Annotated in this window: 11 protein-coding genes; 4 read left to right on the forward strand and 7 right to left on the reverse strand. The window is 57.5% G+C overall.

All coding sequences use genetic code 11. From position 1 onward, the window contains the following. Positions 1-15: 15 nt before the first annotated feature. Positions 16-939 carry a LysR substrate-binding domain-containing protein gene (locus Q0677_RS14080; protein ID WP_298911095.1) on the reverse strand — a complete coding sequence of 308 codons (924 nt, stop codon included), beginning with the start codon at positions 937-939 and terminating at the stop codon, positions 16-18. Positions 940-1,175: 236 nt separating this feature from the next. On the opposite strand from Q0677_RS14080, the gene Q0677_RS14085 reads away from it, so the two are divergent. From Q0677_RS14085 to Q0677_RS14100, 4 genes are read left to right on the forward strand one after another with little or no spacing between them, the layout of a single operon-like run. Beyond that, positions 1,176-2,780, forward strand: coding sequence for a fatty acid--CoA ligase (locus tag Q0677_RS14085; RefSeq protein ID WP_298911098.1), 1,605 nt, complete (start codon positions 1,176-1,178; stop codon positions 2,778-2,780). Then, positions 2,777-3,463 (forward strand): dimethylsulfonioproprionate lyase family protein, encoded by a 687-nt coding sequence (locus tag Q0677_RS14090; protein WP_298911100.1) that lies wholly within the window; start codon positions 2,777-2,779, stop codon positions 3,461-3,463. The genes Q0677_RS14085 and Q0677_RS14090 overlap by 4 nt, the downstream gene beginning before the upstream one ends. An 11-nt stretch (positions 3,464-3,474) precedes the next feature. Further along, positions 3,475-5,595: a 3-hydroxyacyl-CoA dehydrogenase NAD-binding domain-containing protein gene (locus tag Q0677_RS14095; RefSeq protein ID WP_298911102.1), complete on the forward strand. Its 2,121-nt coding sequence runs from the start codon at positions 3,475-3,477 to the stop codon at positions 5,593-5,595. Beyond that, positions 5,592-6,776 carry an acetyl-CoA C-acyltransferase gene (locus Q0677_RS14100; protein WP_298911103.1) on the forward strand — a complete coding sequence of 395 codons (1,185 nt, stop codon included), beginning with the start codon at positions 5,592-5,594 and terminating at the stop codon, positions 6,774-6,776. Before Q0677_RS14095 ends, Q0677_RS14100 begins: the two co-directional genes overlap by 4 nt. A 333-nt stretch (positions 6,777-7,109) precedes the next feature. Here Q0677_RS14100 and Q0677_RS14105 read toward each other — a convergent pair whose 3' ends face one another. The 6 genes from Q0677_RS14105 to metG all read right to left on the reverse strand — a co-directional run bounded on the left by Q0677_RS14105 (position 7,110) and on the right by metG (position 12,696). Then, a complete protein-coding gene (locus Q0677_RS14105; protein ID WP_298911105.1) occupies positions 7,110-8,345 on the reverse strand; it encodes an aspartate kinase in 1,236 nt (411 codons plus the stop codon). 152 nt (positions 8,346-8,497) lie between these two features. Further along, the gene (locus tag Q0677_RS14110; protein WP_298911107.1) at positions 8,498-9,142 is read right to left on the reverse strand and encodes an SDR family NAD(P)-dependent oxidoreductase; all 645 of its coding nucleotides are present in this window, start codon (positions 9,140-9,142) and stop codon (positions 8,498-8,500) included. Between the two features lie 60 nt (positions 9,143-9,202). Next, positions 9,203-9,655, reverse strand: coding sequence for a GNAT family N-acetyltransferase (locus Q0677_RS14115; RefSeq protein WP_298911109.1), 453 nt, complete (start codon positions 9,653-9,655; stop codon positions 9,203-9,205). A 65-nt stretch (positions 9,656-9,720) separates the two neighbouring features. Then, the gene (locus tag Q0677_RS14120; RefSeq protein ID WP_298911111.1) at positions 9,721-10,203 is read right to left on the reverse strand and encodes a DUF1178 family protein; all 483 of its coding nucleotides are present in this window, start codon (positions 10,201-10,203) and stop codon (positions 9,721-9,723) included. 88 nt (positions 10,204-10,291) lie between these two features. Further along, positions 10,292-10,762: an NUDIX hydrolase gene (locus Q0677_RS14125; protein ID WP_298911113.1), complete on the reverse strand. Its 471-nt coding sequence runs from the start codon at positions 10,760-10,762 to the stop codon at positions 10,292-10,294. A 218-nt stretch (positions 10,763-10,980) separates the two neighbouring features. Beyond that, the gene (gene metG / locus Q0677_RS14130; protein WP_298911115.1) at positions 10,981-12,696 is read right to left on the reverse strand and encodes a methionine--tRNA ligase; all 1,716 of its coding nucleotides are present in this window, start codon (positions 12,694-12,696) and stop codon (positions 10,981-10,983) included. Positions 12,697-12,730: the final 34 nt, after the last annotated feature.

Raw genomic sequence — 12,730 nt, forward strand, 5'->3', positions numbered from 1 at the left:
CTGTAAGTCAACAGATCAGGCCCGGAAGAACCGCATGGTTGGGTCGGCCTCGATCTGTTCGAACAGCCAGTCGATAAATGTATCGAGCTTGGGGTTGGGTGCACGCTCTTTTTGCGTCGCCAGATACCAGCGGCCTGGCTCGGGTACTGAAATGTCGAAGGGTCTAACCAGACGCCCCCTCTCAAGATCACGCGCGCAAAACGGTGCCCTTGCGACGCTGATACCGTGATTATTTAGAACAGCCTCACGGACAAGCGGGTAATTGTCGAAAACAGAGCCAAATTTCATCGTTTCGCGATCTAAGCCCGCCGCATCCAACCAACAGTCCCAGTCATCCGGCTCATTCCATGTGTTTGGGACACTCAGCAACAGGAAATTTCTTAGCTCTTCCAGCGGCATTCCACCGCTTGGCGCATTCAAGGCCTCCGGAGCACATACCGGGTAGATATCCGTTTCGAACAAGGGGCTATAGTCAAACCGTTTGTCAAATGGTGGCGCGTTGAACACGCCCACATCGAACCGGTGCATGTCATAATCACCGTCTTCAAAGGTAGAGACGATGCGCACACGCGTGTCCGGATTATCCTGAAGAAAGTCCGCCAATCTGGGCTGAAGCCACATTGTATTGAAACTTGCGTAGGACTGAACGAGCAACACGTCCGGTTCCTCAGGTGTCTGGATGCGCCGTGTGGCTTTGATAATGCCCTGAATGTGCTCGCGGACCGGCGGGTAATATTGCTCCCCGGCCGGTGTCAGTTCGACCGAACGGCTTGTGCGTTCCAGCAGTTTAACGCCGATTGATGTTTCCAGTGCTTTGACTTGGTGGCTGACTGCCGCATGGGTCACACAAATCTCTTCTGCAGCCTTTCGGAAACTCTTGTGACGCGCCACCGCCTCAAAAGCGCGCAGTGAAACCAGCGTGGGCATGTGAGTGGTCATTGCTGCATCTCCTCGATGAAATCAATTCTGCTTACCCTCAAGCAGAGTTATCCGACGACGGGCGCGAATGTAGCAGGGTTTTGATACTCTTTTCATAACCTGTCAGGGGGTAGCACGCAATTCGCAGCGCGATGTGATCGGTTAGAATTTCTTGATGAAAGGAAATTTCTTTCAATTCTTCATCTGGGTGAGAAATGCCAGATTAGCAGATAGAGATGTTATGGGATTCCACCTTCATGCCACCACTTTCACCTTCGCCAAATGCATATGGCTATCCGTTGCTGATTAAACACTTGCTGGCCGGATCCCAGCTCGCGTCAGCCAGCCAAGAGATCGTCAGCGGCACCGAAATGCGACTGAGCTACGCGGACTTGGGCAAACGCGTGCGCCAACTTGCCAATTCTTTAAAGGCGAGCGGGATACATGAGGGCATGCGCGTCGGTGTCATGGATTGGGATACGCACCGTTATCTTGAGTGTTTTTTCGCGATCCCGATGATGGGCGCGTCCCTTTTCACGATCAACGTGCGTCTGTCTCCTGCTCAGGTTCTTTATACGATCAACCATGGGCAACCGGATCTGATCATCGTGCACCGCGATTTCATGCCGCTCATTGAGGGTATCAAATCGGGCTTTGATCGGGACATCACCATCGTGCCGATTGGAGACGGAGAAGGATATGAAGAGTGGATAGGCAAAGCCCCAGGCAGCTTTGACTTCCCGGACTTCGATGAAAAACAAACGGCAACCTTGTTTTATACGACCGGGACCACCGGCAATCCCAAGGGGGTGAGCTATTCACATCGGCAGTTGGTCCTTCACACCTTGGGTCTGATCGCTGGTTTCGGCGCGTGGCCCGGGAATGCCGGGTTTCATCGCGGCGACGTTTACATGCCGCTGACGCCCTTGTTTCATGTCCACGGCTGGGGATTTCCATATGCCGCAACGATGCTGGGGCTGCGTCAGGTCTATCCCGGTCGATATGACCCTGACACAATCTTGCGATTGATTGCCGACGAAAACGTCACCTTTTCCCACTGCGTGCCCACGGTTCTGTCAATGGTGCTCGACCATCCGGGCTGCCCACAAATTGACCTGGACAGATGGAAAGTGATCATTGGCGGGGCCGCTTTGCCGCGCAATTTGCAGGACCGGGCGGCGGCGGCAGGCATATCCTTGCATGCGGCCTATGGGATGTCCGAGACCTGTCCGTTTCTGACGGTGGCCGATTTGTCCAGCAATGACCCCGAGATGCAGGCGCAAACCGGCTTTCCCGGCCCGCTTGTCGACCTTCGTGTTGTGACACCGGATATGCAGGACGTTCCACATGACGGCGAAACAACCGGCGAAGTTGTTGCTCGGGCTCCCTGGTTGACACAAGGCTATCTGGATAATGCGCAAGCCTCGGATGAGCTTTGGGACGGTGGGTATCTGCATACCGGGGATGTTGGGTATATCCGTCGGAATGGATCGTTGCAGATTACTGACCGCCTCAAGGATGTGATCAAGACCGGCGGCGAATGGATTTCCTCGCTGGCACTGGAAAACATAGCATCGTCTTGTAGCGGCGTTGAGGACGTCGCGGCAATCGGGTTGCCGCACGCGAAATGGGGCGAAAGGCCGGTCTTGGTTGCTCAAGCCGCAAAAGATGTCGACCCGGATCTTGTGCGCTTGAGAGTCATGGAAGAAATCCAGTCGCGGGTTGACGCAGGCGAGATCTCAAAATGGGCAGTTCCAGACGAGATAATCTTTGTCGCCCGCCTACCTAAAACCAGCGTCGGCAAGCTCGACAAGAAACTCGTGCGGAAAGATATTTCAACGCGCTCGGACTTTAAATCATGACAGACAAGCAACGCCGTATTCAGGCGCTTATTCAATCCATTGTCACCTATCTGCAGGCTCACAGAGCTGCCACGCGCGGCGTTGATCTGACGTTGGACAAGCTGGCAGCCATGGACCTGAAGGGTGAGAGGCTCTTTGATTTACCTCCCCAAGGAACCCGGCACGATGAGGTTCTGAAGAACGCCATCGCCGGGATTGTCGCCCCCGAATTGCAAGAAATCGCACGTTGTCTGAAAGCGGCCAAGGATGATCTGATCTGGCGCGAAGACAACGCCCAATTCTATCCCCCTGGTGCCGAATTGGGCGAGGGATACACAAAGTGTAACCTACATACTCTGCTGATTGGGCCAGACGCATGTGGACATCACCATCCCGATTTCAACCTTGGCATTTTCATGCTGGGCCCAAGGACGCTGTATCGCGACCACAACCACGACGCGCCAGAGCTGTACCTGAACCTGTCCGAGAAATCTGGTTGGCGGTTTGGCACCCGTGACTGGCAGGATTATCCGGCTGGATCACTTATCTGGAACGCGGCGGGCGATCCCCACGCCACCCGGGTCTATGACCAGCCATTCATCTCCGTCTTTGTCTGGCTCGAGAACGTGAATTCACCCTGCAATGTAATCCACTTCGACGATTGGGCAGAGATCGAACAAGATCTTGCCAAGCAGTCCAATTGAGGTTTCCAAACATGATTTCCATTAAACACACCGAGGGTGTCGCTTTCATTGAGCTGAATGCCCCGCCAGTGAACGCTCTTGGCCTGAAGATGCGGCAGGCGCTTTCCTCGGCCATCCACGAGTTGGATGCCGATGAACAGGTCAAAGCTATCGTTCTATGCTCGGCTCTGCCGCTCTTTTGCGGCGGCGCTGACATCGTCGAGTTCCGTACCGGGGCAGTTTGGGACAAGCCTGACCTGCCAGACCTGTGTGTAACGATTGAAACCTGCAAGAAACCCATTATCGCCGCGATAGCAGGTCCCGCGATGGGTGGTGCGCTTGAGATCGCGCTTGCCTGTGATTACCGTGTCGCAACGCCGGATGCAGTGATGGGGCTACCAGAGATCAAGCTGGGGTTGCTGCCAGGCGCCGGGGGCACCCAAAGGCTGCCACGGATTGCCGGGCTGGAAGCGGCAACGCAAATGATCCTTTCGGGTGATCCCGTGAAAGGCGAATATGCCTCGTCTTGCGGGTTGGTCGACGCGCTTTTTGAAAATGATCAGGAATTTCGCGCGCATGTTTTGGGTTTCGCCACCCGTGTCAGCCATGAGGGCGATCCGAAACGCAGTTGCGCGGATATGATCGTCATACACCCTGATCCGAAGGGTTATCTCGCGGGTTTCCGAGATCAGATAGCACCAAAGTCCAAAAACCTTGTCGCCCCTGAACGATGCTTGGTATCCATCGAGGCCGCGTGCGAATTGCCGCTGGCCGAGGGCTTGGCACAAGAGAAGGCAGGTTTCGCCGAACTGCTCGACACACCTCAATCGCGCGCGGGGCGGCATCTGTTCTTTGCAGAGCGTGAATGCTCCAAGGTTCCGGGCGTTACCCGTGCTGACCAACCACGTGACATTTCATCAGTCGCAGTGATCGGTGCCGGAACAATGGGGCGCGGCATTGCCATCGCCTTTCTTCAGGCAGGGTATCGGGTCACGTTTCTGGAAACCATGCAAAGTGCGCTTGAACAGGGGCTGGAAAAGGTCCGGGAGCATTTCCAGCGTGCGGCCCAAAAAGGGCGGCTCAGTGCCGATCGGGCAGAGGCCTTCGCATCCAACGCCACCGGGACGCTCAGCTACGGCGACCTCGCAGAGGCCGACCTGATCATTGAAGCGGCGTTTGAAAGCATGAATGTCAAACGCCAGATTTTCGAAGCGTTGGACCAGCACGCCAAACCTGGCGCGATACTGGCCTCGAACACATCGACGTTGGATCTTGATGAAATCGCCGCGGTCACCTCCCGCCCGGAGGATGTGATTGGCCTCCATTTCTTCAGTCCAGCGAATGTCATGCGCTTGCTGGAGGTGGTGCGCGGCGTCAAGACCGCTCCGGATGTCATCGCAACGGCAATCACGGTCGCAAAGAAGATCCGAAAGCTCCCAGTCACGGTTGGCGTGTGCTACGGCTTTGTTGGAAACCGGATGCTGGAGCCATACTTTCGCGAAGGATCTCGTCTGCTTCTTGAGGGGGCTACGCCGAAACAGGTGGATGAAGTCCTTGAGAGCTTTGGCATGGCCATGGGCATTCACGCGATGGCGGATCTGGCTGGGGTCGATGTGGGTGCACGCGTGCGTCAGGAGCGGCGAAGTGAAATCGCACATGACCCAACATACCAGGCCGTGCAGGACAGGTTGTTTGAACTGGGCCGACTGGGTCAGAAAACCGGGCGTGGAAGCTATGTTTACGAGGGACGGACACGGGTCGAAGACGCTGAGATGGTTCAAATCAGTTCCGAGCTGGCGGATCTGCATGGCGTGAAACGCAGGGACATCGACGATCAGGAAATCCTTGAGCGATGTCTCTATCCCCTGATCAACGAGGGCTTTTTGATCCTTGAAGAGGGCATTGCAACGCGCCCGGGTGATTGCGACCTGATCTGGGTCAATGGCTATGGCTTTCCAAATTGGCGCGGCGGCCCGTTGCACTATGCCGATGAGATTGGATTGAGCCAGATTCTGGAACGCATGACCCACTATCGGCAGTCGCTTGGCACCTATGGCGAAATGTGGTTCACGCCTGCGCCTTTGTTGGAAGACCTCGTAACCTCGGGCATGACACTTGCCGCGCATTTTGATGCCAGAAAGGAAACATCATGAGAGAAGCCGTTATCGTCTCAACCGCCCGAACTCCGATTGGGGTTGCCTTCAAGGGTGCTCTGAACAACATCAAATCCCCTACCATGATGGGGCACGCCATTCAGCACGCGGTTGAACGTGCAGGTGTGGACCCCGGTTCGATAGAAGATGTCGTCATCGGATCGGTCCTGACTGCGGGAACCGCAGGCATGAATGTCGCTCGTTTGTCGGCGCTGGCGGCGGGCCTTCCCAATACGGTGGCAGGACAGACGATCGACAGGCAATGTTCCTCCGGGTTGATGGCCATTGCGACAGCTGCAAAGCAGGTCATTGTGGATGGTCAGAACGTTGCCGTGGCGGGCGGGCAGGAAAACATTTCCGCCCTGCAGAATGCTTATCTGAAATGGGCGGGCGATGAGAAAGATCCAAACGTTATCGCCCAATCAGAGCATGCCTATATGCCGATGCTGATGACCGCGGAAAACGTGGCGCGGACCTATAGGATCAGCCGCGAGGTGCAGGATGAATACGCTGCACTTTCCCAAGGTCGGACGGCTCGGGCTCAGGCCGCTGGCGCCTTTGATGACGAGATCGTTCCGATCACTGCGATAAAGCGGGTCAAGAACCGCGAAACCGGAGAGGAAACCCTGGAAGAGGTGACCTTGTCAAAAGACGAAGGCAATCGACCGAATACGACGACCGAAGCACTGGGCGGGCTGAACCCGGTTGTCGAAGGAGGCGTGATTACCCCAGGAAACGCAAGCCAGCTCTCAGATGGAGCTTCCGCTTGCGTTCTCATGGAAGGCAAATTGGCTGAGCAACAGGGGCTCACACCGCTCGGCATTTATCGCGGTATGGCAGTTGCAGGAAACGCACCGGAAGAGATGGGTGTCGGCCCGATCTATGCCATTCCAAAGCTGCTGAAGAATGCAGGTCTTCGCATCGAAGACATCGGCCTTTGGGAGCTTAACGAAGCCTTCGCCTGCCAGGTTCTGTATTGCCGCGATCATCTTGGTATTGATCCGGAAGTCTACAACGTGAATGGCGGTGCCATTTCGATTGGCCACCCCTACGGTATGACGGGCGCGAGACAAGTCGGGCATGCTTTGCTTGAAGGTAGGCGCCGTGGCGTAAAGTACGTGGTTACGTCCATGTGCATTGGCGGAGGTATGGGGGCCGCAGCTTTGTTCGAAGTCGCCTGACCTCACTGAAAGGAGTGCAAACCGGGCGTTGTCTGGATGAGATTTTGACAACCTGTCATTTTCGAAACCCGCCTTGTTTCAAGTCGGACGCTACATGCAAACAGATTAGTCATTTGGAAGCTCGGAGCGAATGTCGTGATAGTCCCGCTTTTGCGGACTTTGATGCTCATCGCAGCGAACGGTTCTTTTCCGCCCAATCTATCAAAATTGGCTCCACCGTTTTTCGGTGGAGCCAACCAAAGCTCTGCGGCTTATTACCAATTGCCTCCTACAGCACGGAATGCGTCAATCTCTGCGAGGCCGTTCTCATTTCAACCCTAAGGGCCGTATCTCTTACGCTTTTTCCAGCTCGAACGCGTCGTGCAGTGCCTGCACGGCCAGCTCCATGTATTTGCGGTCGATCAGGACCGAGATCTTGATCTCGGAGGTGGTGATAACCTTGATGTTGATGCCCTCGTTGGACAGCACGTCGAACATTTTTGCCGCGATACCAGCCTGCGAGCGCATGCCGATGCCGACGATCGACACCTTCGCCACGTCCTGATCTGCCACGATGTCATGGAAGTTGATGTCGCCGGCGGCTTTTGCGTCCGACATGGCTTTCTCAGCGCGTGCCACCTGATCGACAGGGCACGAGAAGGTCATGTCCGTGCGACCCTCTTCCGAGATGTTCTGCACGATCATGTCCACGTTCACGCCGGCGTCTGCTAGCGGGGTGAAGATGGCCGACGCGATGCCGGGGCGGTCCGCCACCGAGATAAGGGTCATTTTCGCTTCGTCGCGGCTGTATGCGACGCCAGAAACTACATTGCTTTCCACGATATCCTCCTCGTCGCAGACCAGCGTGCCTGCTTCCGGGTCATATTCTTCAAAACTGCTCAGAACCCGCAGTTTCACCTTATAGCGCATTGCCAGCTCGACCGAGCGGGTTTGCAGAACCTTGGCGCCCAGAGATGCCAGTTCCAGCATTTCTTCGAATGCAATTTTGTCCAGCTTGCGCGCCTTATCCGAGATGCGCGGATCGGTCGTGTAAACGCCGTCCACATCGGTGTAGATGTCGCACCGTTCCGCATCAAAGGCGGCAGCGAAGGCCACGGCGGTGGTATCCGATCCGCCACGACCCAGCGTGGTGATCCGGCCATCATCCGCGATGCCCTGGAAGCCCGCCACAACGGCGACGCGCATGCCTTCGCCGAACTTGGCCATGATGTTATCGGACGGGATTTCCTCGATCCGCGCGGCCGAGTGCACGCCGGTGGTTTTCACCGGCACCTGCCAGCCCTGCCAGCTGCGTGCGGGCACGTCCATTTCCTGCAGGCGCAGCGCCATCAGGCCCGCGGTCACTTGCTCACCCGAGCTGACCACCGCGTCGTATTCGCGTGCGTCATACAGATGCGAGGTTTCGTTCACCCAGCCCACCAGCTCGTTGGTCTTGCCCGACATGGCCGAGACAATGACGATCACGTCATAGCCATTGGCCACCTCACGCGCGACCCGCTTCGAGGCCCGGTGGATCCGATCCAGATTGGCGACCGATGTGCCGCCGAATTTCATCACCAGAATTGGCATGGAACCCCATCCCTTCCTTTACGTCCGGCTTCTCTTACGCAGGAGGGGGCAAAAGGGCAAGGGCAGAGCGCGATTGACCCAGGCAGACTGCATTTTCTTGTCTTAAATATCCTGGGGTGAGGTCGGAACGGCCGAGGGGCAAAGCCCCTCTCTTAATACGGATGCTCCCGACCATCCCACGTCTCGAAACACCCTGCGCTGTCCATCGACAAAGCCGCGAACCGCTTGATCAATCCGCTGGCCGAGGTTTCGGAGTCTATCTCACCATCACTGCCGCCCATATCTGTACGGACCCAGCCGGGGTGGTAGATGCCAACCGCGACACCGTCATCCGCCAGATCCGCCGCCAGATTGCGGCCGAGGTTCAGCGCGGCGGCTTTGGATGCGCGATAGATGTAGCTTCCGCCCGGCGCGCGGGTGTGGCTGGCCATCTGGGACGAGATGATGGCAATCTTGCCCTTGGCGTCCTGGACATTCTCCAACAGCGCCTGCACCGTCAGAAAGACGCCAGTGACATTGGTCGCAAACCCCTCGGCCCACATCTGGGCAGGGTAGCCTTCGGGCATTTCCTCGAACTTGTCTGGATAGATGCCCGCGTTACAGATCAGCAGATCATCCCCCGCCGTGCCAACCGCGTCTTGCAGTCCCTGAAACGCCTGAGGATCGGTCACATCCAGCGCGACCAAATCGCCTTCGCCGCTGCGCGAGGTGCCGATCACCTCGTGCCCGTCGGCCTGATAGCGATCATAAAGCTCTTTGCCGATGCCACGGCTGGCCCCTGTTATGACAATGCGCATGTGAACTCCTTTAGCAGGCAATTGAATGGTGTAGAAATGAGGCGATCAGATTGCGCGGCCCTAGTCCTTCTTCGCGTATTTAATAAACGGCGTCCGCGTGGCGACCTGATCATACAGCATCCGGCCCTTGTAGTTGAACTCTTGCGTCAGCCAGTAGGTGCCTGAACAGCCATTGTCCTTTGCGATCGTGTGGACGGCTTCGATCAGTTTCCGGCCCACGCCACCCCCGCGCAGGCTGGGATCGACATAGAGGTCCATCAGATAGCAGGTGTTCTCGATGCTCCACATCGAGCGGTGAAACAGGTAGTGAGTCAGGCCGACAAGCACGCCGTCTTGCTCGGCCACCAGCCCCTGAAACTCGCCGGGGTCGCCCGACAGCATCCGCGCGAACGAGCTGTTATAGACCGTGTCGTCCAGTTTGGTCTCGTAAAAGTCCAAATAGGCCGTCCACAGCGCGCGCCAGGCGGGTTTGTCGTCGGCGCGAACCGGGCGGATAGTGATGGTGTCGGGCATGGCAGCGTCCTGCAATGGGTGTCGTTGGCGACAGCCTAGACGAATGCCATCCAATCTCAAGGCGCCTAGTTCACCTTGCGGGTCGGCGTGAAGGGCAGGGGCATTACAGGCACCCCGTCTTCGATCAGTTCTTTGGCGTCTTCCAGCTTGGTCTCGCCATAGATCGCGCGTTCGGGCGCGTCGCCCAGATGCATGGCGCGTGCTTCCTTGGCGAAATCGGCGCCCACATAATCGCTTTCAGCCTCGACCTTGGCACGCAATTTGGCGATTTCGGCTTCGATCTCGGCCTGCACTTCAGGGGGCGGCGCCACATGCGGGGCGGGGGCAGATGGGGCAGGCGCAGGGGCCGTATCGGGAGCCGCGGGCTTCGCCGCAGCGCTGCGCGCCGGACGCACCTTGGGGGCCATCAGCGACTTTTCCACCTTGGTGGACCCGCAATCCGGGCATGCAACATGACCGGCCGCCTTTAACGCTTCAAAGGCGTTGGCGTTCTGGAACCAGCTTTCAAACTTGTGGTTCTGGTCACATTTCAAGGCATAGCGGATCATGGGGCGCGTGCGTCCAAGTGGTGTCGTGTTAAAGATATATGAAACTCGGCGCGGGCTTGTGCAAGACCCCAGCGATGTGTGCAGAAGGTCAGCGCAGGGCTTTCGGGTCGAAATCCTTGATAATCTGCCGCAACTCAGGCTCGCCCACCATCTGGGCGGCTTTCTTGGCGCTGACCCATTTGCGGCGGCGTTCGTGCTTTTCCCGATAAGACTTCAACTGCTTTTTCACCTTCAGGGGAAACACCGCGACGACACAGGGCAGCCGTTCGCCTGCAAACCCCTTGTCATAGGCATAGAAGCCCAAGACCTGATGATACAGTTTCCCCTCGACACCAGCCTCTTCAATGGCTTCGGTCGCAGCCGCGCCAGCAGGGGTTTCGCCGTCCATTGGCCAGCCCTTGGGAATGATCCAGCGCCCTGTCCCGCGCGAGGTGATCAGCAGGATTTCGACCTTGCCATCATGAATGCGGAAGGGCAGCGCGCCAAACTGCGTACGTACAGAGCGCTTGTCAGAAAGCGACAGCCGGATCGGCTTTTGTTTGCCCTTCGCAATCGTCAACTTTTTGCTGCCTTTTGTCCCCATGGTTCCGGTCATCTTACCCGGTTATTGTTATTCTTCTTTGAAGATAGCCAGTTTCGGGGCGAAATAAAGGAAATTTGGCTGATTTGGTGCCCATGTGGGCTGAGACCGCTATATCGGGTGCGTTTGCGACGAATTGGTCGCAAAAAACGCCCCGACCATCAGGCGGGGCGTTTCGAAAATCACGGGCAATCTGTTTAATCGCGCGTGCCTGCGAAGCGCTCTTGCCACTCTTCACGCTGCTCGTCGGCGATTTTGGCAAAGAGGTTCTCCGGAACCGTGAACGCGTGGCCCGCTTTCAGCGTATCCAGTGCCTCGGCCACGTCGCCGGGCCAGTCCATGTCGGTGTTCATCGCCGTGCGAAGGGTTTCAGCCGCATCAGGGATGAACGGGGCCGACAGCACCGCGTAAAGACGGATCAGGTTCAGAGCCAGACGGATTTGCGCGGCGGCCTGATCGGGGTCGGTTTTGAAGGTCGCCCACGGTGCGGCGGCTTGCAGGTATTCGTTGCCCGCCACCCAGATCGAGCGCAACTCTTGTGCGGCTTTGCGCACGTCCATCGCCTCCATGTGGCCTTCATAGGCGCGGACTTTGGTGGTCAGATCGGCGATCAGCGCGGCCTCGGCCTCGCCGTATTCACCACCTTCCGGCACCGCTTCCGAAAACTTCGAGCGGCAGAACTTGGTCACGCGGCTGACAAAGTTGCCCAGCACGTCAGCGAGGTCTTTGTTCACGCTGGTCTGGAAGTTCTCCCACGTGAATTCTGCGTCCGAGTTTTCCGGTGCGTGGCTTAGCAGCCACCAGCGCCAGTAATCCGCGGGCAGGATCGACAATGCCTGATCCATAAACACGCCGCGCCCTTTCGAGGTCGAGAACTGCCCACCATCGTAGTTCAGATAGTTGAACGACTTGATGTAATCGACCAGCTTCCACGGCTCTTGCGAGCCCATGATCGTGGCCGGGAAGGACAGGGTGTGGAACGGCACGTTGTCTTTGCCCATGAACTGGACATAGCGCACGTCGTCTGCACCCTTGTCGGTGCGCCACCAGCGCTCCCAGAACTCGGGGCCTTCGCCTTTTTCGTCCGCTAGCTCGGCGGTGGCGGCGATGTATTCGATGGGCGCGTCGAACCAGACATAGAAGACCTTGCCTTCCATGCCGGGCCAATCTTCGTCCCCCTTTTTCACCGGCACGCCCCAGTCCAGATCGCGCGTGATGCCGCGATCTTGCAGGCCGTCACCGTCATGCAGCCATTTCTTTGCGATCGAGGTCGTCAGCACGGGCCAATCGGACTTCTGGTCGATCCACGCATCCAGTTTGTCCTTCAGCGCGGACTGCTTCAGATACAAGTGCTTGGTTTCGCGCACTTCCAGATCGGTCGAGCCCGAAATGGCCGAGCGCGGGTTGATCAGGTCGGTCGGATCCAGCTGCTTGGTGCAGTTTTCACATTGGTCGCCACGCGCGCCGTCATAGCCGCAGTTCGGGCATTCCCCCTCGATGTAGCGGTCGGGCAGGAAGCGGCCATCGGCGTTCGAATAGACCTGCTTTTCGCTCACTTCCTCGATGAACCCGTTGTCCGCCAACTTGCCCGCAAAATGCTGGGTCAGCTTATGGTTCTGAGGCGAGGACGAGCGTCCGAAGTTGTCAAAGGACAGACGGAAGCCACGCGCGATCTCGGCCTGAACCTCGTGCATTTCGGCGCAGAACTCGGCCACGGGCTTGCCAGCTTTCGCGGCGGCCAACTCGGCCGGGGTGCCGTGCTCGTCGGTTGCGCAGATGAACATGACCTCGCGGCCCCGGCAGCGGTTATAGCGTGCATACAGGTCAGCTGGCAGCTGCGAGCCTACCAGATTGCCAAGGTGCTTGATCCCGTTGATGTAAGGGATCGCCGAAGTGATGAGGACGCGGTTCATGTGAGCTCCCAATACGTGTTTGCGGTTGTTTAGG

Origin of the sequence: uncultured Aliiroseovarius sp., assembly GCF_947492455.1 — a bacterium.
In the GTDB taxonomy this organism is placed as follows: domain Bacteria; phylum Pseudomonadota; class Alphaproteobacteria; order Rhodobacterales; family Rhodobacteraceae; genus Aliiroseovarius.

Coding starts and splice junctions, on each gene's coding strand:
- Q0677_RS14105 (WP_298911105.1), bottom strand. CDS start 8,345: ATGCCAATTCTGGTGATGAAATTCGGCGGCACATCGGTCGCCAATCTG.
- Q0677_RS14115 (WP_298911109.1), bottom strand. CDS start 9,655: ATGCCCGACACCATCACTATCCGCCCGGTTCGCGCCGACGACAAACCC.
- Q0677_RS14090 (WP_298911100.1), top strand. CDS start 2,777: ATGACAGACAAGCAACGCCGTATTCAGGCGCTTATTCAATCCATTGTC.
- Q0677_RS14110 (WP_298911107.1), bottom strand. CDS start 9,142: ATGCGCATTGTCATAACAGGGGCCAGCCGTGGCATCGGCAAAGAGCTT.
- Q0677_RS14100 (WP_298911103.1), top strand. CDS start 5,592: ATGAGAGAAGCCGTTATCGTCTCAACCGCCCGAACTCCGATTGGGGTT.
- Q0677_RS14080 (WP_298911095.1), bottom strand. CDS start 939: ATGACCACTCACATGCCCACGCTGGTTTCACTGCGCGCTTTTGAGGCG.
- Q0677_RS14095 (WP_298911102.1), top strand. CDS start 3,475: ATGATTTCCATTAAACACACCGAGGGTGTCGCTTTCATTGAGCTGAAT.
- metG (WP_298911115.1), bottom strand. CDS start 12,696: ATGAACCGCGTCCTCATCACTTCGGCGATCCCTTACATCAACGGGATC.
- Q0677_RS14120 (WP_298911111.1), bottom strand. CDS start 10,203: ATGATCCGCTATGCCTTGAAATGTGACCAGAACCACAAGTTTGAAAGC.
- Q0677_RS14085 (WP_298911098.1), top strand. CDS start 1,176: ATGCCACCACTTTCACCTTCGCCAAATGCATATGGCTATCCGTTGCTG.